Source organism: Paenibacillus sp. Pae15, from assembly GCF_024519685.1.
GTDB classification, from domain to species: domain Bacteria; phylum Bacillota; class Bacilli; order Paenibacillales; family NBRC-103111; genus Paenibacillus_G; species Paenibacillus_G naphthalenovorans.
The window spans coordinates 329,142-348,371 of sequence record NZ_JALJRM010000001.1 but is presented as its reverse complement, the minus strand read 5'-3'; the positions used below and the strand labels follow the sequence as shown (position 1 = coordinate 348,371).

Sequence of the window (19,230 nt, the reverse complement as noted above, 5' to 3'; positions counted from 1 at the left end):
ACCAATGAACTTATTGCCTGTTGGTATTATAGGGACGGGAAAATATGTGCCCGAGCGGGTGCTGACGAATCAAGATCTGGAAAAAATGGTGGACACAAACGACGAGTGGATCGTTACCCGTACCGGGATTCGTGAACGCCGGATGGCTTCTCCCGAGCAAGCCTCGTCCGATTTGGCTTATGAGGCCGCTTTGCAGGCGCTGAAAAATGCGGGAATTACGGCGGAACAGCTCGATCTGATCGTTGTGGCGACGGTTACGCCGGATATGGCCTTCCCTTCGACGGCCTGCATTTTGCAGGAAAAGCTGGGGGCGAAGAAAGCGGCGGCTTTCGACTTGTCCGCAGCCTGCACCGGATTTATTTACGGTCTGGCCAATGCGTCAAATTTTATTGCGACCGGAACGTATAAATATGCGCTTGTGGTCGGAGCGGAATGCCTGTCCAGGATCACGGATTACACCGACCGGAACACCTGCATTTTGTTCGGCGACGGGGCGGGTGCCGCAGTCCTTGGCGTCGTGCCGGAAGGCCGCGGTTTCCAATCGTTCGAGCTTGGCGCCGACGGCACCGGGGGACAGCTCCTGAAAGTTCCGGCCGGGGGCTCCCGTTATCCCGCCTCTCCGCAAAGCCTGGAAGGCAAGCAGCATTTTATTTTTATGGCCGGATCGGAAGTGTTCAAATTTGCCGTGCGCGTCATGGGCAGTGCCGCGGAAGAGGCGCTTCGCAAAGCGGGAATGGATAAATCCGAAATCGATCTGCTCGTGCCCCATCAGGCGAATATCCGCATTATCCAATCGGCGTTGAACCGACTGGAGCTAAGTCAAGAGAAATGCATGATCAATCTGGACAAGTACGGCAACGTCTCGGCGGCTTCGATCCCGATCGCCCTTGCGGAAGCGGTGGAAGCGGGCAAAGTGGAGGAAGGCAGCCGTCTGCTGCTCGTCGGCTTCGGCGGCGGCCTGACCTGGGGAGCTTCCGTACTGGTATGGTAATAAAATACCTGCAGACCAAGCGGGATGGAAAGGAGCTGTCTTGACATGGGGAAAATCGCATTCGTGTTCCCGGGGCAAGGGGCCCAGGCCGTAGGCATGGGCAAAGATATCTATGAAGCCGAAGCGGCGGCACGGTCAATCTTTGATTCGGCCGACAAGGCGCTGGGTTTCAGCTTGACGAAACTGATCTTTGAGGGACCCGAGAATGAGCTGAAATTGACTTATAATACGCAACCGGCGCTGCTGGCGACGAGCATGGCTTACCTGGAGCTTTTCCGCTCCCGTCACGGCTTGCAGCCGGATTATTTGGCAGGACACAGTTTGGGCGAATACAGCGCCCTTGTGGCGGCCGGTGTGCTCGGTTTCGAGGACGCGGTTCGCACCGTCCGGGCGCGCGGCGAGTTTATGGACGCAGCCGTACCTGCCGGGCAGGGAGCGATGGCTGCCGTGCTCGGAGCGGAGCGCGAGGCTTTGCAAACCCTCTGTGCCGAGATCAGCGGCAGCGGAGCGGTGGTGGAGCTTGCCAATCTGAATTGTCCGGGACAGATCGTCATTTCCGGCAGCAAGGAAGGCGTGCAGGCGATTGTTGAACGCGGCAAGGAGGCGGGAGCCAAGCGCGTCATTCCGCTCGAGGTAAGCGGACCGTTCCATTCCTCTCTGATGAAGCCGGCCTCGGAACGTTTATCCGGCGTTTTGTCCGGCTTGAAGATGAACCGGGCGAGCATCCCGGTCGTAGCCAACGTAACGGCCAAGCCGGCGGGAGAACCCGACGAGATCCGGCAGCTACTGGTCGATCAGGTTCATTCGTCCGTGCTTTGGGAGGATAGTGTATCGTGGCTGATCCGGCAGGGTGTGGATACGTTTGTGGAAATCGGAAGCGGAACCGTGCTGGCCGGACTGCTCAAGAAAATCGACCGCAGCGTAAAAGTGTATTCCGTGAACAGTCTGGAAGCGATCGAGAAGTTCCGGCTGGAATCTAACGTATAACCTGTATGGGAGGGATGGAAGGATATGCTTACGGGTAAAGTAGCGCTGGTGACCGGTGCTTCACGCGGCATAGGCCGGGCGATCGCTTTGTCGCTTGCGGAGGCCGGCGCGGATGTAGCTGTCAACTATGCAGGAAGCGAAGCGGCTGCGGCGGAAACGGTGCAGCAAATCGAAGCGATGGGACGCAAAGCGATCAAGGTAAAGGCGAATGTAGGTGCGGTTCAAGAGGTTGAGGATATGTTTAAACAGATCCTGGAAACGTTCGGCCGGATCGATATCCTGGTCAACAACGCGGGCATTACGCGAGACAATTTGATCATGCGTATGAAAGAGGAAGAATTCGATCAGGTGATCGAAACGAATCTTAAGGGCGTGTTTAACTGCCTCAAGGCGGCAAGCCGTCCGATGATGAAGCAGCGTTCCGGACGGATCATCAATATTTCGTCTGTGGTCGGAGCGCTTGGCAATGCCGGTCAAACCAACTATGTAGCAGCCAAGGCAGGGGTTATCGGCATGACGAAAGCAGCGGCCAAAGAGCTTGCCTCCCGCGGAATTACAGTAAACTGCGTGGCTCCCGGATTTATCGAAACCGATATGACCGACAAGCTGTCGGGCGAGATGAGAGATCAACTGCTTCAGCAAATCCCTCTTGCCCGGCTGGGTCAGCCGGAGGATATCGCCAAGGCGGTTCGTTTCCTGGCTTCCGAGGATTCCTCGTACATGACCGGTCAAACGATTCACGTCGACGGCGGCATGTATATGTAACCCTTCCCGGGGCAACTACTAGACAGTGCGACCTGTGAAATTTCGGGTGGGTTGAACCCGGTTGAAGGCGGGAAAAGGCGTGAAATTGTTTTTTTTCGTGTCCCCAATGCTGACTATGGCAATTTGTCCATAAGTTAAGTATAATACCAAAGAGGAGGTGAACCGGATGTCCGATGTATTGGATCGTGTAAAACGTATCGTCGTTGACCGTCTTGGTGTGGATGAGGCGGAAGTGACGCTTGAAGCATCTTTTAAAGATGATTTGGGTGCCGATTCTCTCGATGTCGTAGAATTGGTTATGGAATTGGAAGATGAGTTTGATATGGAAATCTCTGATGAGGATGCAGAGAAAATTACTACTGTAGGTCAAGTAGTTGAGTACATAAAATCTCATACTTAATCATTCTAAGTCCCGTTTCTTTATGTGACGGGACTTATCTCCATTCCGAACCCCGGGAAGCTTCTCTTTACGCTTTTTTATAAAGAAATAAATAACGAAAGTTATTTTAAAATAGAGGTGGGTTAAAGTGAAACAAAGAGTCGTAATTACGGGTCTCGGCGTGATGTCCTCGCTCGGGCGCGATCTTGAAACGTTTTGGGCAAGCCTGCTCGCCGGCAAGTCCGGAATAAGCCAGATTGAGTCCTTCGATGCATCCGAATATCCTACTCGAATTGCTGCGGAAATCAAAGACTTTAATCCTGAGGAATACTTCGACAAGAAGGAAGCCCGCCGAATGGACCGATTTGTGCAGTTTGCCGTGGCGGCCACTCTGATGGCATTGAAAGACTCGGGACTGAATATTAAGGAAGATACCAATCCCGAACGTGTAGGCGTTTATGTAGGATCGGGCATCGGCGGTCTGTCCACTTGGGAGGAGCAGCATAAAATCCTGCTTGAAAAAGGACCGAAACGCGTGAGTCCTTTCTTCATTCCGATGATGATCGCGAATATGGCTTCGGGTCAAATCTCCATGATTACGGGAGCCAAAGGGCCCAACAGCACGGCAGTCACCGCCTGTGCCACAGGTACGCACTCCATTGGCGACGCATTCAAGAAGATTCAGTACGGCGATGCGGATGTCATGATTTGCGGAGGTGCGGAAGCTACGATCAGCCCGACCGGGGTCGCCGGCTTTTGCGCGCTGCGCGCGATGTCGACACGCAATGACGAGCCCGAGAAGGCGAGCCGCCCTTTTGATACCGGACGCGACGGCTTCGTTATGGGCGAAGGCGCAGGCATCCTCATTCTTGAATCGCTTGAGCATGCTTTGAAGCGCGGCGCCCGGATTTACGGCGAGGTTATCGGTTACGGCATGAGCGGCGACGCTTACCATATGACAGATCCCGATCCGAACGGCGCAGCCCGCTGCATGGCAGCAGCGGTGAAAGACGCAGGCATTTCGTTTGAAGCGATCGATTACATTAATGCGCACGGCACCTCGACACCGGTCGGCGATAAATCTGAAACCACTGCGATCAAGACAGCTTTTGGCGATCACGCTTATAAGCTGGCTGTCAGCTCCACCAAGTCGATGACAGGCCATCTTCTTGGCGCTGCGGGCGGAGTGGAGGCGCTGATCTGCGCGCTTGCATTGAAGCACGGAACGATCCCGCCGACGATCAATCTGGACGATCAGGATCCGGAATGCGATTTGGATTATGTTCCGAATGTGGCGCGTCAAGCGGATCTTCATGTCGTGATGTCCAACTCGTTCGGCTTTGGAGGCCATAACGCCACCGTCATTCTCAAGAAATTCGAAGCATAAAATGTTCTCGTGGTTGTCTATACTAAAATATTGTTTCGTGGAACCACGGTTCCACGAAGCCATCCGCCCACACGAAGGTGATAAGATATGCATCGCAACCTGAAGCAGCTCCAGTCGGAATTGCGCTTGCCCTTTAATAATCCTGATCTTCTTCGACAGGCATTTACGCATTCCTCTTATGTGAACGAACACCGCGTAGGTCATTACAAGGATAACGAACGGTTGGAGTTTTTAGGGGATGCTGTCCTGGAACTGACGGTATCGGAGTACTTGTTTGAGAAGTATCCTGACCGTCCGGAAGGAGAACTGACCAAATTAAGAGCTTCGATCGTCTGCGAGCCCTCGCTTGTCGGCTTTGCCGAACAGCTCGATTTCGGATCTTATGTGCTGCTCGGCAAAGGAGAAGAGCTGACCGGAGGAAGAACCCGTCCGGCCCTGCTCGCAGATGTGTTCGAATCGTTTATCGGCGCCTTGTATTTGGATCAGGGGTTGGAAACGGTAAGGACGTTTTTGCAAAAGCATATGTTTCCTCATCTGCCTCAGCAGGGGCGTTTGCTTACGGCTGATTTTAAAACGTTTTTGCAGGAGCATACGCAGCAGCGTAATCTGGGTCCGCTGGAATATAAGATCGTAGACGAACGGGGTCCGGCGCATGAGCGGGAATTTGTTGCGGAGGTTTATCTTCACGATCAACTGCTGGGTCAAGGGACCGGGCGTTCCAAAAAGGAAGCGGAGCAGCAAGCGGCGGCAGAAGCATTAGACACACTGCAGGTAAAGGTTCAGAAGCCATAACGGAAATGGGAGTGGAAGTGGCGGCCGGTGTAACAGGTCGTCGCTTTTTTTATGCGTTAAAGGCAACTGTATCTACTAAGTCTAGGGAATATGTTACAATAGCCGTAAGAGGTGAGCGAATTGTTTTTGAAACGTATCGAGCTTTCGGGCTTTAAATCGTTTGCGGACCGCACCGAACTGGAGTTTGTTCAGGGGATTACCGCGGTGGTCGGACCCAACGGCAGCGGGAAAAGCAATATTTCCGACGGCATTCGCTGGGTGCTGGGGGAGCAGAGCGCCAGGTCGCTGCGCGGAGGCAAGATGGAAGACATCATTTTTGCCGGCAGCGACGCCCGCAAAGCGGTTAACTACGGGGAAGTGTCGCTGACGCTGGATAATACCAGCCAATCGCTGCCGCTCGATTATAATGAAGTGACGGTGACCCGCAGAGTTCACCGAAGCGGCGAGAGCGAATACCTCATCAATAAGCAGCCTTGCCGGCTGAAAGATATTACCGAGCTGTTCATGGATACGGGGATCGGGAAAGAAGCCTACTCGATCATTGGCCAAGGGCGAATCGAGGAAATTTTGAGCACGAAGTCGGAGGATCGCCGGGGGATATTTGAGGAAGCTTCGGGGATTGTGAAATATAAATCGCGCAAGAAAGAAACGGAAAAAAAGTTGCAGGAAACCGAACAAAATCTGCTGCGGATACACGATCTCGTGACGGAGCTGGAGGACCAATTGGAACCGCTGCGAATTCAATCGGAGAAGGCTGTTCGATTCAAAGAATTGAAAGAGCAGCTGAAATCGAGCGAAATCGCAATGTATGTATACCAGATTGAGCAGATCCACGCAACATGGTCTGAAACCAATGCCAAGCTTGAAGAGCTGCGTCAGGCCCAGCTGGAGTTGTCCGGCTTTGTAAGCGTGCACGATGCCCAGCTTGAAACCGACCGTCTGGAAATGAGAAAGCTGGAGGAGAATATCGAGCAGCTTCAGCAGCAGCTGCTGAAGCTCAGCGAGGACTTCGAGAAGTGCGAAGGTCACGGAGAAGTATTAAAGGAGCGGAAAAAGAACTACGCCGCCAACCGGAATCAGCTTGAGCTGACCATAAGGCAGCAAGAACAGCGTCTTCTCGAAAAAGAAGCGGAAATTACTGCGCTGCGGGACAAGCTTGGGGAGATTGCCAGCCGTCTGTCCGAAACGGAGGCGCTCCTGAAGGCGGAGGAAGACCGTCTGCTGGGCGTTGCTGGCGGAACCAGCAACGCCGAGGAGGACAGGCTCAAAAGCGAGCTGCTGGAGGTGTTGAACGCTTCGGCCAACGCGCGCAACGAAGCGAGGTATGCCGAGCAGCAGCTTGAGGCACTGACCCGCCGGATGGACCGGCTGGGCGACGAGCATAGGAAGTGGGCCGAACAGCAGGAGAGCATTGCCGAGCGCAAGGCGAAGCTGGAGCACAGATTGCAGCAGGTCGTCGATGGAATTGCCGAAGTGCGCAACCGGTATTTAGATTTGAGCCAAGGTCTGAAAGAAAAGCAGACGTTGTTGGAAGAGGCTCAGGCGACCGTGCGCAAATGGGAGCAAAAGCTGGACGCCATGGTGTCCCGGCGCGATACGATGCGTGAGATGGCAAACGATTACGACGGCTTTATGCACGGCGTTAAAGAGGTGCTGAAAGCAAAGAAACGCGGTGATTTGCGCGGTATTCACGGCGCTGTCGCCGAGCTGGTGAAGGTGCCTGCACATGTGGAGCTTGCCATGGAGACGGCGCTGGGCGGCGCGCTTCAGCATATCGTCGTGGATAACGAGGCGAACGGGCGGGAGGCGATTGCTTTCCTGAAGCGCCGGCAGCTTGGCCGTGCTACATTCCTGCCTCTGGATGTCATCCGGGGACGGTCGATTCCGGACAGCGAGCAGCGACAGGTGCAGGGAATGGAAGGGTTTGTCGGGATTGCCGTCGATCTGGTGCAGTTCGACGAGTCTTATCGCCAAATTGCCTCAAGCTTGCTGGGCAATGTTATTATCGCGCAGACGCTGGAAATGGCTAACCGGATTGCGGCCAGGGTGCAATACCGCTATCGCGTTGTCACGCTGGAGGGCGATGTGGTCAATCCCGGAGGGTCGATGTCTGGAGGAAGCCAGCAAAAGAAAACGGCCAGCTTGCTTAGCCGGCAGCGTCAGATTGAGGAAATGGACAAAGAAATCGCTCAATCCGAATCCCAGCTTCGCAGTCTGCGTGCAAAAGCGGAACAGATGCGGCGCGAGATCGGGGAAGCGTCGAAAGAATTGGACGAGCTGCGGGCGCTTGGCGAAAACCGGCGGATTGAAGAGCAGCAGATCCGGGCATCGCTGGAACCGCTGGAAAACGAGGCAAAGCAGGTCGCTCAGCAGCTTGAGCTCTATGGAGCAGACGGGCAGTCGCTTGCGGAAGAGCGGGCTGAGCTGGAGAAGCGCCGGATCAGCGCGCTTGAGGCTTTAGAGCGCCTGCAAGGCGAAGAGACGGCCCTGCAGGGAGCGATTCGCGAGGCGGAAATCCGCCGTAAAGCGAGCGAAATGGCCAAGGAGGAGCTGCAAACCCAGCTGACCGATCTGAAGGTAACCGCAGCCTCCCAGTCGCAGGAAAAGCAGTCGCTGCAGGAGCAGGATCGCCGCTTGCGGGCAGAGTTCGACGCGCTGAAGGCAGAGTTGGAGGTCAATCGGGAGCTGCAGCGGCAGCAGGAGTCGGATATGGCGAACCACGAGCAGGAAAGCGTGCTGCAAATCGAGCAGCTCAACGATTTGAAGCTGAGGAAGCAGCAGTGCGCCGAGCAGTTGGATATGAAGCGCGCTAAACGTTCGGAATGGATCGCGAAGCTGGAAGCGGAAGAAAGCAAAACAAAGGATCAGCGGACGAAGCTTCGCCAAGTGGAGGAACAGTTGCACCAGACGGAAGTGCGCGTAAACCGCTTGGACGTGGAACTGGAGAATCTGCTCAAGAAGTTGTGGGATGACTACGAGCTTAGCTACGAGCTGGCGAAGGTGCGCTATCCCGTTCCTGAGGATGTGCTGGGTACGCAGAACAAAGTCCGCGAGCTCAAACGCGAAATCGCTATTCTCGGCGAGGTGAACCTCGGCGCGATCGATGAATATCAGCGCGTCAATGAGCGTTATCAATTTTTATCCGAGCAAAAGAATGACCTTGTGGAGGCGAAGACCGCGCTGTATGCTGTGATCCGCGAGATGGACGAGGAGATGGGAAGACGGTTCCGCTCGACCTTCGATGCGATTCGTTCACACTTTGTTGTTGTCTTTGCAAAGCTGTTCGGCGGCGGCCGGGCGGATCTCATCCTGTCCGAACCGGATCGTCTGCTTGACACGGGCATTGAGATTGTGGCGCAGCCTCCGGGCAAAAAGCTGCAAAATCTCCAGCTGCTTTCCGGCGGCGAACGGGCGCTTACAGCCATCGCGCTGTTGTTCTCGATCATTCGCGTCAAGCCGGTGCCGTTCTGCGTGCTCGATGAAGTGGAAGCGGCGCTGGATGAGGCCAATGTAGCCCGCTTTGCCGAGTACTTGCGCGAATTCTCGCAGCAAACGCAGTTTATCGTCGTGACGCACCGCAAAGGGACGATGGAGGAAGCGGATGTCCTGTACGGCGTAACGATGGAGGAAGGCGGCGTATCCAAGCTCGTCTCCGTTCGCTTGGAGGAAGACGAGGCGATCATGGAGGCCGGTTGACCGGCAGCGGCTGTGCCGCAATACATTCGGGCTCACGTATAGTTATATTGATCATAAAGGCAGGTGCTCAGCAGTGAGCTTTTTCAAACGTCTGAAGGAAACGATCTCGACCAAGACCGAATCGGTAACCAATAAGTTTAAAGAAGGCTTGGCGAAAACAAGAGATGTGTTCGTCGAGCGGGTGGAGGACTTGTTCTCGCGCCGCAAAAAAATCGACGAGGATTTTTATGAGGAGCTTGAGGAAATTTTAATCGGCGCCGATGTTGGCGTGAATACGGTTTTGAAGCTGATCGACGACCTCCGAAGCGAAGTTCGCAAACGCAAAATCGAAAATCCGGGCGAGCTCCAGCCGATTTTGTCTGAAATGCTGATTGCGCTGCTCAAGGCCAGCGAGCAGGCGGAGCTCAAGATGGCGGAGAACGGACTGACGGTCATCTTGTTCGTCGGCGTGAACGGGGTAGGCAAAACGACCACGATCGGCAAAATGGCGCATAGGTTGAAGTCGCAGGGCAAAAAGGTGCTGCTTGCGGCTGGCGATACCTTCCGGGCAGGCGCGATTGAGCAGCTGGAGGAATGGGGACGCCGCGTCGGTGTGGACGTCATCAAACAGCAGGCCGGCTCCGATCCGGCGGCTGTGATGTACGATGCGCTGCAGGCGGCCAAATCGCGGGGGGTTGACGTGCTGCTGTGCGATACGGCCGGGCGGCTGCAGAACAAAGTGAACCTGATGGAGGAGCTAAACAAAATTTATCGCGTCATTCGCCGCGAAGTGCCGGAAGCGCCGCATGAGGTGCTGCTCGTACTGGATGCGACGACGGGACAGAATGCGATGACCCAGGCCAAGCTGTTCGACGAGAAATCGGGGCTGACCGGCCTTGTTTTAACGAAGCTGGACGGAACGGCCAAAGGCGGCATCGTCGTGGCCATCCGTCAAGAACTGAAGCTGCCGGTCAAATTCGTCGGTCTTGGGGAAAAGATGGACGATCTGCAGCCCTTCGATTCGGATCAGTTTGTACATGCCCTGTTCAGCAAATGGATTGCGGAATCGGATAAGGACCAGGAGCAGGCGGAGAGCTGACGCTAGGCTTACCGGTAAGGCAAAGGCTCTCTGGATCCCGTTCTGACAGGCATTTATGCTGACAAGGAGAAAATCTTGACAACGATCTGCGAATTCAGTATGATAGGTGATGTTGCTTGCTGTAAAGTGTTTTACCTTAACGGAGGTGAGGCACGAATGACGGAGGAAACCGTCCTTTCGAAGACGACCCGGATCAATTTGCTGTTCGATTTCTACGAACGGCTGCTGACGGAGAAGCAGCAGATTTTTTTGAAGCATTATTTTCATGACGATTATTCGCTTGGGGAGATTGCGGCCGAATTCGGCATCAGCCGCCAAGCGGTATACGAACATATTAAACGGGCCGAATCCGTGCTGGAGGATTATGAATCGAAGCTGCAACTGCTCGCCAAACATGAAGAGCGGCGGAAGCTCCTTCAGCAGCTTGAGCTTGTAGTCCGGGACTTGCCCGCAGCAAAACAAGCGGAAGTCAGGGCTATAACGGAACACCTGTATGAACTTGACTAATATTCCCTTCGCAAGGTGGTGAAGCCCTTATGGCATTCGAAGGATTATCCAGCCGACTGCAAAGCGTATTCAGCAAGCTTAGAGGAAAAGGAAAACTTACGGAGGACGATGTCAACGAGGCGCTGCGCGAGGTGCGCCTTGCTCTGCTGGAAGCGGACGTGAACTTCAAGGTCGTCAAAGAATTTGTCGCGAAGGTGAAGGAACGGGCGATCGGGCAGGAAGTGATGCAAAGCTTCACGCCGGGCATGGTCGTAGTCGACATCGTAAACAAGGAGCTCACCGCCTTGATGGGCGGCACACAGAGCAAGCTGGTTCGTGCAAGCAAGCCGCCGACGGTCATTATGATGGCGGGTCTGCAGGGGGCGGGAAAAACGACGACCTCCGGCAAGCTGGCCAAGCTGCTGCTGCAGCAAAATCACAGACCGCTGCTTGCGGCGGCGGATATTTACCGTCCGGCAGCGATCAAGCAGCTGCAGGTGCTTGGGGAGCAGCTCAAAATCCCGGTATTCTCGCTCGGCGATAAAGTAAGTCCGGTGGAGATCGCCAAGCAGGCGCTACAGCATGCGAAGGATCATAACAACGATTATTTGATCATCGATACTGCGGGTCGCTTGCATATTGACGAAAGCTTGATGGACGAGTTGAAGCAAATCGCGGAAGCGGTGAATCCAAACGAAATTTTGCTTGTCGTCGACGCGATGACCGGACAGGACGCCGTCAATGTAGCGGAAAGCTTCCATAAACAGCTTGAGCTTACCGGTGTTGTTCTGACAAAGCTGGACGGCGATACGCGTGGCGGGGCTGCGCTGTCGGTTAAAGCGGTCACAGGCTGCCCGATTAAGTTCGCTGCGATGGGCGAAAAGATGGATGCGCTGGAGCCGTTCCATCCGGAACGGATGGCTTCAAGGATTCTCGGCATGGGCGATATGCTGACCTTGATCGAGAAAGCACAGGCGACCATTGACGCCGATAAAGCCAAGGAGATGGAGCGCAAGCTGCGCACGGCCGAGTTTACGTTCGATGATTTTCTTGATCAGATGGAGCAGGTCAAAAAGCTCGGTCCGCTTGATCAGCTGCTCGACATGCTGCCCGGCGCAGGCAAGATGAAGGGGATGAAGGACCTCAAGGTGGACGACAAGCAAATGTCGCGGGTCGCTGCAATCGTCAAATCGATGACGAAGGAAGAAAGGCAAAACCCGGATCTGCTGAATCCGAGCCGGCGCAAGCGTCTGGCGGCGGGCAGCGGCAATTCCATCCAGGACGTCAACCGTTTCATCAAGCAGTTTGAAGACATGCGCAAAATGATGAAGCAATTCTCCGGCATGATGGGCCCCAAAGGGGCCAAGCAGTTGAAGCAGCTCAAGAAGCTCGGCCGCGGGATGAAGTTCCCGTTTTAAAGATTTTTGATTCTATTGGGGAGGTGATATGCATGGCAACTCGCATTCGTCTGAAGCGTATGGGTGCTCACAAGGCTCCTTTTTACCGCGTAGTGGTTTCGGATTCCCGTTCTCCGCGCGACGGTCGCTTTATCGAAGAGATTGGCACATACAATCCGGTGGCTCAACCGGCCATTGTCAATATTGACGAGGAAAAAGCACTGAAATGGCTTCAAACTGGTGCTCAAGCTTCCGATACTGTTCGCAGCTTGTTCAGCAAAGCCGGAATTATGACTAAGTTTCACGAATCCAAACTGCAGAAGAAGTAATCTGTAAGATTCGGAGGGTACGATGAAGGATCTTATTACCGTTATCGCTAAGGCGTTGGTGGATCATCCCGAAGAAGTACGCGTGAATACGGTGGAAGATGAACGCACCATTACGTTCGAGCTGTCCGTTCACCCGGACGATGTCGGGAAAGTGATCGGCAAGCAGGGACGTATTGCCAAAGCGCTTCGCACCGTAGTCACATCTGCTGCAGTGAAGGAACCCAAACGGGTTTCGGTTGAAATCGTATCGTAATGGAAAAGATGAGGGTTAGGAGCTGCTCCTAACTCTTTTCTTCTATATAAAGCAGGCTCCGGAGGTAACGATGAGCGAAAAGTTATACACGGTCGGCAAAATTGTAAATACGCACGGCATTCGCGGCGAGCTCAAGATCGTGCCGCAGACCGATTTTTTGGAAGAGAGGTTTGCCAAGGGCAGCAAGCTCGTGTTTTTTAATCCTGAGAACGGTGACACCCTTCCCGTTATCGTTGAATCGTCGCGGGATCACAAAAATATGATCATTGTCCGGTTCCAGGGCTACAACAATATCAATGAAGTGGAGAAGTACAAAGGGTGGCTGCTGAAGGTCGAAGAACAGTACTTGTCCGAGCTGGGGAATGATGAATTTTATTACCATGAAATCATCGGCTGCCGCGTCTTTACCGAAGAGGGGGAGGAGCTTGGGACCATCAGCGAAATATTATCCCCCGGCGCCAACGATGTGTGGGTGGTGGAGCGCTCTGCAGGCAAACCGCTGCTGCTTCCTTACATCGATGAGGTCGTTTTGAAAGTGGACGTGGAGCAAAAAAGAGTGACGGTGCATCTGATGGAAGGTCTGTTGGAGCTATGAAAATCGACGTACTGACCCTATTCCCGGAGATGTTTGAGGGCGTGTTTTCCTCCAGCATATTAGGGAAGGCACAAGAGAAAGGGCTGTTGCAGCTCGGCACGGTGAATTTCCGGGATTATGCAAACAACAAGCATAACACCGTCGATGATTACCCCTATGGCGGGGGCGGCGGCATGGTGCTCAAGCCCGAACCGATTTTCACAGCGGTGGAGGAGTTGACCTCCGTCCTGGAGCAGCGTCCCCGGATCATTCTGATGTGTCCCCAGGGCGAACCCTTTACGCAAAGGAAAGCGGAAGAGCTTTCACGCGAGAAGCATCTCATTTTTATTTGCGGTCATTATGAAGGCTACGACGAACGGATCCGGGAGCATCTGGTGACGGACGAGCTCTCCATAGGCGATTACGTGCTTACCGGGGGCGAGCTTCCTGCTATGGTGGTCATCGACAGTGTGGCACGCCTGATTCCGGGTGTCCTTGGCAACGAAACGTCGGCTGTTACCGATTCGTTCAGTACGGGACTTCTCGAATATCCGCACTATACGCGTCCGGCCAAATTCCGTGACTGGGAGGTACCGGACATCCTGATATCCGGACATCACGGCAACATTAAGGATTGGCGGCGAAAACAATCGCTGCTGCGAACGTGGAAAAAGCGACCGGATCTGCTGGAGCATGCAGTGCTGACGGAAGAAGAGCGACGCTGGCTGGAGGAACAAAAGGCGAAAGAAGCTGTCCGGCAGCGCTCTGAAGGTCATGAGTGACTCTCTGATCAAGCGTATGGTTGCGAACAAAAATTTTCCTAATATTTGCATTTTTAATAGAAATATGATAAGATCTAACCAACAAAAGAAACGTGCGGAAGAACCGCCTTATGTCATGCTAGTTTTGCATGCATAAGGCGGTTTTTGCGTTTAGGGTTGGCTCATTCCATTCCGGAACCCGTACGTTGACAGGATACAGAAAGGAGGGGCATGCGTGTTCCGCACAAAATGGAGAAGAAAAGTGTTCCACTGGCTGAAGGAGCTGCGAATTCCGATAAGGAGGCACACATGTCAAAGATCATAGTAGCGGTGCTCATGGCCGTTCTGCTCTCGGGAGCCGCGCTCTATGTTCTTGGAGCACAGATTGTTCCGGCCGCTGGTTCGGCGGGAAACCAGACGAAAGCACAAATCCATGACGCATTTCAATGAGGAGAGAGTGGACCTATGGGGAAATTAGAGATTGCCTGCCTTATTGCCGTACGGCTTGAAGGGGCGGCCATGTTTTTATCGGGGGCCCGGACGGAGCCGTCGCAACCGAAGGGCATCCAATCTGAATGCCGGCATCACAGCGGCTGCGGCTCGATAAGACGATGAGCAAGCTGATCATTACTTGCTTGAGTGTCGTTCTGATCTTTGGTATTTGCGTCTATATTTTTCGTCCGGCAGGCGGACAAGGGATGGGAGAGCAAATAAAAGACGGCCATAGGAGGATCACAGAGAATGTCCGCGGTTTTGATTACATCACCGACTGACAGGAGGGCATGATGGCAAGACGGGTTTCTATCTTGCGGGACGAGGAAGGGATGGCCAATGTCCTTGTTACCTTATTCATTATACCGGTCATGCTGTTCTTATGCTTTGCGGTCGTCCCTTTTTTTGTTTATGTGATGAAAGCAAACCATTTGAATACAATCGCCAATCATGGATTAAAAGAAGCCGAAGCGGTAGGGTATGTAAGCCCGCTTATAGAAGCGAACATGAACGCCAGATTAGCGGCGCTGGGGATGGGCCCGGTGGTGGTGGACAGTACCGCTTACCCGACTTATGAAGGAAGCACCAGAACGAAGGTATATCGGGATGCGGCGGACCCTACGATTACTTTGGTGCTAAAATATCCGGCTCCCGGTTTATCCAGAATGCTGGGTGCATTGGGAGGTGGAAGCGGAGGTACGGCGGCGCATGACGGATTTTACTATTTGGTTTTATACGGCAAAAGCGAAGCTTATGAATAAGTCTGCAGTATCATTTTGCTATTGCGGGAAATCCTATTCTTGAGTTTCTATGTTATTTATGCTATGATACATATCGTTGTGGCATTTTTGCTTGAATACGGTGGTCCTCTGCTCGTGACAACGAAAGAATCATACATCTGAAGAGGCGGCAAGAACACCTGTGTGGAAGGAGGGAGTCATCTATGAATTTGATCCAAGAGATTACGAAGGAACAGCTTCGCACCGACATTCCGAATTTTCGTCCTGGCGACACGCTGAAAGTGTACGTTAAGGTTATCGAGGGTTCGCGCGAACGGATTCAGCTGTTCGAAGGCGTGGTTATTAAGCGCCGCGGAGGCGGTGTCAGCGAAACCTTCACAGTAAGAAAAATTTCTTACGGTGTCGGCGTTGAAAGAACGTTCCCGATTAACACTCCAAAGATCGATAAGATTGAAGTGGCTCGCCGTGGTAAAGTCCGTCGCGCGAAGCTCTACTATCTTCGCGGTCTGCGCGGTAAAGCAGCTAGAATTCAGGAAATTCGATAAGAAACAGGAGGGGCTTGCGAACCAAGCTCCTTTTCGTTTTCTCTCACATTGGCGAAAGGACAGGAGAGCATATGGAGCAGGATCAGACAGTAGAAAAAGCGAATCCGATCAAAAACGAAGTTTGGGAATGGATCAAAGCGCTGCTGATTGCAGCCGCTCTCGTGTTTTTTATACGCTGGCTCATTTTCGCCCCGTTCATTGTGGAAGGGCCTTCGATGGAACCAAACTTTCATACTGGGGAGCGCCTCATCGTCAATAAGTTAACATACAGGTTCGGTAACCCGGAACGCGGGGAAGTCCTTGTGTTCCATGCAACCAAAGACAAGGATTACATAAAGCGCGTCATTGCATTGCCGGGCGAGAAAGTTCGGGTGGAAGGCGATCAGGTGTATGTTAACGGACAATTGCTGGATGAGCCGTACCTGAAGCAGGCTTTGGATGAAGCGGCGAAACAAGGGATACCCTATAACACAAGAAATTATCCGGAGCAAACCGTACCGGAAGGAAGTATATTCGTCATGGGGGACAACCGGTCCAACAGCTCGGATAGCCGGGACAGTACTGTAGGCTTTGTTAAATACGAACAGATTGTCGGACGCGCCGATTTGATTTTCTGGCCGTTCGATAAAATAAGTCTGGTTCATTTCTAGAGCGTAACATAGATGAAAGGTGTAAAGTTGAGGTGACCTGCCAATGACAATCCAATGGTTTCCGGGTCACATGACGCGGGCGCGGCGGCAAATTCAGGATAAGCTGAAGCTGATCGATCTGGCGATCGAGCTGCTGGATGCGCGTATTCCTTTGTCCAGCCGCAACCCGATGATCGATGAGATTTTGCTGCAAAAGCCCCGTTTGGTGCTGCTGAATAAAAGCGATCTGGCCGATCCGGATGTGACGAAGCGGTGGATCGATTATTTTGCGGAGCGGGGACTTCGGGCGCTTCCGATCGATTCTGTTCAGGGCAACCCGGTGAAAGAGATCATGCAGCGAAGCAAAGAGCTTTTGGCAAGCAAAATTGAAGCGCAGCAGCGTAAAGGAATCAACCCGCGTGCGATTCGCGCTTTAATCGTAGGCATTCCCAACGTCGGAAAATCGACATTGATCAACCGTATGGCAGGCCGTAAAATAGCGGCTACCGGTGACAAGCCGGGGATAACGAAAGGCCAGCAGTGGATTAAAGTGGGAACGGAGATGGAACTGCTGGATACGCCGGGCATTTTGTGGCCCAAGTTTGAAGATCAGACGGTCGGCTTACGGTTAGCAGCCACCGGAGCGATTAGAGAGGAAATTTTGCATCCGGAAGAGATAGCGTTTTTTGCCGTGCGTTATTTGGCCGGGCACTATGGGGAAGCCTTGAAGGACCGGTTTGGTTTGGACGAACTGCCGGAGAATCCCGAAGATTCGGATGCGATCGTCGAATTGATGGAAGCGATCGGCCGCAAACGCGGTGCATTAATGAGCGGCGGAAGGGTAGACCTGGAGAAAGCGTCGCTTACCCTATTGCGCGAGCTTCGTGCCGGTAAGCTGGGAAGAATCAGTATGGAAACGCCGGATGAAATGACGGCAAATACGGAATAAGGAAGAAGCGGAACCGCCGTCCGGGGTTATCCGCTTCTTTTTCATCATGATCATTGCTTCTCATGCGAAAAGGCCGGCTGTTCATGAAAATGCGTACTTTTATGGTATGATGGCTGCAGAAAAATATGAGTTTGGAAGAGAGGTGTAAGAAGGTGGGAAGAGAGATCCGGTTTGGTGATGCAGAGTTTGTTCTAAAGCTTACGGGGCTCACCTGTATCTTTGCATTAAAACGGCAAGTCGTTATCCCCTATCCAAAGATCAAAAGGGTTGTTGTGGATTACTTTGATGCCCCTATGTGGATGCTCCGGATGCCCGGAACTTCGATCGCGCCGCTTCATATTTATGAGGGGAGCTTTAAATACGCCAACGAATGGTATTTTCTTTCTTATGAGAAAAGGGAGCCTCTTGTCATACTCGAATTGGAGGGACACGAAAAATATACCTATGTCATCTTTCAAATCGATCATCCCTCAGAGGTTGCCTCGGCACTGAGCAAAAGGATCAGAGATTGATGCTGTGCGCATGTAGATTTTTTCTCCCATGTGCATTCTCCACAAAATGCGATTTGCCGGACAAATCCTTTTTTCTTCACTCTCGTTATGTCCTGGCAGGAGTCCTGCCCAGAAAAAAATACTGCCCCCCCTCCCCGGAAACCGTTTATTAATTGTTCCGCCATTCCGGCAGTGATGCCGGGAATCAATCTAATCGTTCCCCACCGTCCTGAAAAGGGGTTACGCTTTGTGCGGCCCTTTTTACATAGTCTAATATTTGAGTTCAAAGAAACAGGTGGCGAGGTCAATATATTCGAGTTGGGATAAGCCCGATGTCGGGTTATTTCAAGGAAGGTGATGCAAATGTCAGGTAAGAGAGCGTTATCAAGTTCACAGCGCTTGGCAATTGAGCACATCACACAGTACGCCAGAGCCCGAAAATGCGATGCTCAAAAGTCAATTAAGGAAGTTCTTCAGATGTCAAATATCCCTTGGAATACATTTGAGGAGGCCGCCGCCAAACTGCTGGCGAACGCGAGGGTTTCGCTGCATTTTCATCCCGACCGGCCAATGGCGGACATGAAAAGTGTAGCTCAGGCATTGCTTGAGCAGGGAATCTATAAGAGTCAGTTCGAAACTCAAATTTCCAATGGCAGCGTATCGGCCTATCCAGGCGGCGCACGGGATCTTTGGGAGAAAAAGATGTTTGGCGGCGCTTATCAGTCGGCTGGCATGACCAAGAGTCAGCGCCCGAAGTACGGGGCCTTAAATGTAATGCTGCATCCGGATGGACCGGCTCCACGGTTCGGGTCATGCTACTTCCTTCTCTCACCCAAGGTCTCCTGTCGCTGCACGTACACTTATTTGGATTCTCATCAGGATCCGAAGGAAAAGGGAACCTATGATGAGTTTGACGACATTTTGGCAGCGATGTTGAAAGATGCTTTTTTTCGGAATGATGCAATTGGCGAGAACGATCTGACACCGCGGAAATGGATCGATCATCTCTTGTATCATCTTGAATGCCCATTAAAGGATCCTTCAAAGTGTGAGCCCAAACGAAACCTTAACCACTATATCGAGGCCCAGGTTCATGGTGATATTGTTTTAAAAGATGACGTAGAAGCGCTTGTTGCCGATCCTTCGTTCAAAGGCACATACATAGGAGAAATTTTAGAGCAAATAGGCTTGAAGTATTCCATCGAACTTTATTGGCATATGGGATTTGTCATGCACGCGGAAGAAATACCCATGGATTTTAGGGGGCCGGCCATGCCTTCCCTGGCCAGGCGGATAGCACGGAATGATCATATCGACGCCAGTGTGATCGGGGCGGTCGTCAACGATTTGAAACGTAATCCGGCACAATGGAGTGACAGAGGGAACTATGAAGAGGTGCTTCAGGAATTAAAATACATGTGGCATATTTTAGTTCGATTTGGTAAACCGTTTGCGCGTGAATGAAGGACTTATTGTTTGAGATGGCGGAAATCCCGGGATTTTATTCCT

General features: G+C 52.8%; 23 protein-coding genes. All 23 read left to right on the top strand.

The genetic code is table 11. The annotated features are described in order from the left end of the window. Positions 1–4: 4 nt before the first annotated feature. The 23 genes from NR121_RS01695 (at position 5) to NR121_RS01585 (ending at position 19,185) form a co-directional block, all read left to right on the top strand. Positions 5–991, top strand: a complete 987-nt coding sequence (locus tag NR121_RS01695; RefSeq protein ID WP_054818953.1) for a beta-ketoacyl-ACP synthase III — start codon at positions 5–7, stop codon at positions 989–991. A 45-nt stretch (positions 992–1,036) separates the two neighbouring features. Continuing rightward, the gene (gene fabD, locus NR121_RS01690) at positions 1,037–1,978 is read left to right on the top strand and encodes an ACP S-malonyltransferase (RefSeq protein WP_054818954.1); all 942 of its coding nucleotides are present in this window, start codon (positions 1,037–1,039) and stop codon (positions 1,976–1,978) included. A 24-nt stretch (positions 1,979–2,002) separates the two neighbouring features. Next, a complete protein-coding gene (gene fabG, locus NR121_RS01685; protein WP_054818955.1) occupies positions 2,003–2,743 on the top strand; it encodes a 3-oxoacyl-[acyl-carrier-protein] reductase in 741 nt (246 codons plus the stop codon). 166 nt (positions 2,744–2,909) lie between these two features. Further along, complete coding sequence (gene acpP, locus NR121_RS01680) at positions 2,910–3,143, top strand: acyl carrier protein (RefSeq protein WP_010501107.1); 234 nt, start codon at positions 2,910–2,912, stop codon at positions 3,141–3,143. Between the two features lie 127 nt (positions 3,144–3,270). Continuing rightward, on the top strand, positions 3,271–4,509 hold the full coding sequence (gene fabF, locus NR121_RS01675; protein WP_074728128.1) for a beta-ketoacyl-ACP synthase II: 1,239 nt from the start codon (positions 3,271–3,273) through the stop codon (positions 4,507–4,509). Between the two features lie 87 nt (positions 4,510–4,596). After that, on the top strand, positions 4,597–5,301 hold the full coding sequence (gene rnc / locus NR121_RS01670; RefSeq protein WP_054818956.1) for a ribonuclease III: 705 nt from the start codon (positions 4,597–4,599) through the stop codon (positions 5,299–5,301). A gap of 120 nt (positions 5,302–5,421) precedes the next feature. Next, complete coding sequence (gene smc, locus NR121_RS01665) at positions 5,422–8,997, top strand: chromosome segregation protein SMC (protein WP_256830269.1); 3,576 nt, start codon at positions 5,422–5,424, stop codon at positions 8,995–8,997. Between the two features lie 73 nt (positions 8,998–9,070). Then, a complete protein-coding gene (ftsY, locus tag NR121_RS01660) occupies positions 9,071–10,075 on the top strand; it encodes a signal recognition particle-docking protein FtsY (protein ID WP_062407914.1) in 1,005 nt (334 codons plus the stop codon). Between the two features lie 156 nt (positions 10,076–10,231). Beyond that, the gene (locus tag NR121_RS01655) at positions 10,232–10,582 is read left to right on the top strand and encodes a putative DNA-binding protein (RefSeq protein ID WP_062407917.1); all 351 of its coding nucleotides are present in this window, start codon (positions 10,232–10,234) and stop codon (positions 10,580–10,582) included. A gap of 29 nt (positions 10,583–10,611) precedes the next feature. Then, entirely contained in the window at positions 10,612–11,979 is a 1,368-nt protein-coding gene (gene ffh, locus NR121_RS01650; protein WP_054818957.1) for a signal recognition particle protein, read from the top strand. Positions 11,980–12,011: 32 nt separating this feature from the next. After that, a complete protein-coding gene (rpsP, locus tag NR121_RS01645; RefSeq protein ID WP_054818958.1) occupies positions 12,012–12,287 on the top strand; it encodes a 30S ribosomal protein S16 in 276 nt (91 codons plus the stop codon). Positions 12,288–12,309: 22 nt separating this feature from the next. Beyond that, positions 12,310–12,540 (top strand): KH domain-containing protein, encoded by a 231-nt coding sequence (locus NR121_RS01640; RefSeq protein WP_062407918.1) that lies wholly within the window; start codon positions 12,310–12,312, stop codon positions 12,538–12,540. Positions 12,541–12,610: 70 nt separating this feature from the next. Continuing rightward, positions 12,611–13,135, top strand: coding sequence for a ribosome maturation factor RimM (rimM, locus tag NR121_RS01635; RefSeq protein WP_054818959.1), 525 nt, complete (start codon positions 12,611–12,613; stop codon positions 13,133–13,135). Continuing rightward, positions 13,132–13,896 (top strand): tRNA (guanosine(37)-N1)-methyltransferase TrmD, encoded by a 765-nt coding sequence (gene trmD, locus NR121_RS01630; protein ID WP_054818960.1) that lies wholly within the window; start codon positions 13,132–13,134, stop codon positions 13,894–13,896. Before rimM ends, trmD begins: the two co-directional genes overlap by 4 nt. A 288-nt stretch (positions 13,897–14,184) precedes the next feature. Continuing rightward, positions 14,185–14,325, top strand: a complete 141-nt coding sequence (locus NR121_RS01625) for a hypothetical protein (protein WP_171005856.1) — start codon at positions 14,185–14,187, stop codon at positions 14,323–14,325. 15 nt (positions 14,326–14,340) lie between these two features. Further along, positions 14,341–14,490, top strand: coding sequence for a hypothetical protein (locus NR121_RS01620; RefSeq protein ID WP_160327349.1), 150 nt, complete (start codon positions 14,341–14,343; stop codon positions 14,488–14,490). Further along, a complete protein-coding gene (locus NR121_RS01615) occupies positions 14,451–14,648 on the top strand; it encodes a hypothetical protein (RefSeq protein ID WP_054818962.1) in 198 nt (65 codons plus the stop codon). Before NR121_RS01620 ends, NR121_RS01615 begins: the two co-directional genes overlap by 40 nt. Before the next feature lie 9 nt (positions 14,649–14,657). Then, positions 14,658–15,128: a hypothetical protein gene (locus NR121_RS01610; protein ID WP_171005858.1), complete on the top strand. Its 471-nt coding sequence runs from the start codon at positions 14,658–14,660 to the stop codon at positions 15,126–15,128. A 182-nt stretch (positions 15,129–15,310) separates the two neighbouring features. Further along, complete coding sequence (rplS, locus tag NR121_RS01605; protein ID WP_054818963.1) at positions 15,311–15,652, top strand: 50S ribosomal protein L19; 342 nt, start codon at positions 15,311–15,313, stop codon at positions 15,650–15,652. Between the two features lie 71 nt (positions 15,653–15,723). Next, positions 15,724–16,302, top strand: coding sequence for a signal peptidase I (gene lepB / locus NR121_RS01600; protein ID WP_062407920.1), 579 nt, complete (start codon positions 15,724–15,726; stop codon positions 16,300–16,302). A gap of 43 nt (positions 16,303–16,345) precedes the next feature. Continuing rightward, the gene (gene ylqF, locus NR121_RS01595) at positions 16,346–17,230 is read left to right on the top strand and encodes a ribosome biogenesis GTPase YlqF (protein WP_174350629.1); all 885 of its coding nucleotides are present in this window, start codon (positions 16,346–16,348) and stop codon (positions 17,228–17,230) included. Between the two features lie 152 nt (positions 17,231–17,382). Next, positions 17,383–17,742 (top strand): hypothetical protein, encoded by a 360-nt coding sequence (locus NR121_RS01590; protein WP_054818964.1) that lies wholly within the window; start codon positions 17,383–17,385, stop codon positions 17,740–17,742. 342 nt (positions 17,743–18,084) lie between these two features. Beyond that, a complete protein-coding gene (locus NR121_RS01585; protein ID WP_256830263.1) occupies positions 18,085–19,185 on the top strand; it encodes a DUF3626 domain-containing protein in 1,101 nt (366 codons plus the stop codon). Positions 19,186–19,230 lie beyond the last annotated feature (45 nt).

Coding starts and splice junctions, on each gene's coding strand:
- NR121_RS01695 (WP_054818953.1), top strand. CDS start 5: ATGAACTTATTGCCTGTTGGTATTATAGGGACGGGAAAATATGTGCCC.
- fabD (WP_054818954.1), top strand. CDS start 1,037: ATGGGGAAAATCGCATTCGTGTTCCCGGGGCAAGGGGCCCAGGCCGTA.
- fabG (WP_054818955.1), top strand. CDS start 2,003: ATGCTTACGGGTAAAGTAGCGCTGGTGACCGGTGCTTCACGCGGCATA.
- acpP (WP_010501107.1), top strand. CDS start 2,910: ATGTCCGATGTATTGGATCGTGTAAAACGTATCGTCGTTGACCGTCTT.
- rnc (WP_054818956.1), top strand. CDS start 4,597: ATGCATCGCAACCTGAAGCAGCTCCAGTCGGAATTGCGCTTGCCCTTT.
- NR121_RS01655 (WP_062407917.1), top strand. CDS start 10,232: ATGACGGAGGAAACCGTCCTTTCGAAGACGACCCGGATCAATTTGCTG.
- ffh (WP_054818957.1), top strand. CDS start 10,612: ATGGCATTCGAAGGATTATCCAGCCGACTGCAAAGCGTATTCAGCAAG.
- rpsP (WP_054818958.1), top strand. CDS start 12,012: ATGGCAACTCGCATTCGTCTGAAGCGTATGGGTGCTCACAAGGCTCCT.
- NR121_RS01640 (WP_062407918.1), top strand. CDS start 12,310: ATGAAGGATCTTATTACCGTTATCGCTAAGGCGTTGGTGGATCATCCC.
- rimM (WP_054818959.1), top strand. CDS start 12,611: ATGAGCGAAAAGTTATACACGGTCGGCAAAATTGTAAATACGCACGGC.
- trmD (WP_054818960.1), top strand. CDS start 13,132: ATGAAAATCGACGTACTGACCCTATTCCCGGAGATGTTTGAGGGCGTG.
- NR121_RS01625 (WP_171005856.1), top strand. CDS start 14,185: ATGTCAAAGATCATAGTAGCGGTGCTCATGGCCGTTCTGCTCTCGGGA.
- NR121_RS01620 (WP_160327349.1), top strand. CDS start 14,341: ATGGGGAAATTAGAGATTGCCTGCCTTATTGCCGTACGGCTTGAAGGG.
- NR121_RS01615 (WP_054818962.1), top strand. CDS start 14,451: ATGCCGGCATCACAGCGGCTGCGGCTCGATAAGACGATGAGCAAGCTG.
- NR121_RS01610 (WP_171005858.1), top strand. CDS start 14,658: ATGATGGCAAGACGGGTTTCTATCTTGCGGGACGAGGAAGGGATGGCC.
- rplS (WP_054818963.1), top strand. CDS start 15,311: ATGAATTTGATCCAAGAGATTACGAAGGAACAGCTTCGCACCGACATT.
- lepB (WP_062407920.1), top strand. CDS start 15,724: ATGGAGCAGGATCAGACAGTAGAAAAAGCGAATCCGATCAAAAACGAA.
- ylqF (WP_174350629.1), top strand. CDS start 16,346: ATGACAATCCAATGGTTTCCGGGTCACATGACGCGGGCGCGGCGGCAA.
- NR121_RS01585 (WP_256830263.1), top strand. CDS start 18,085: ATGTCAGGTAAGAGAGCGTTATCAAGTTCACAGCGCTTGGCAATTGAG.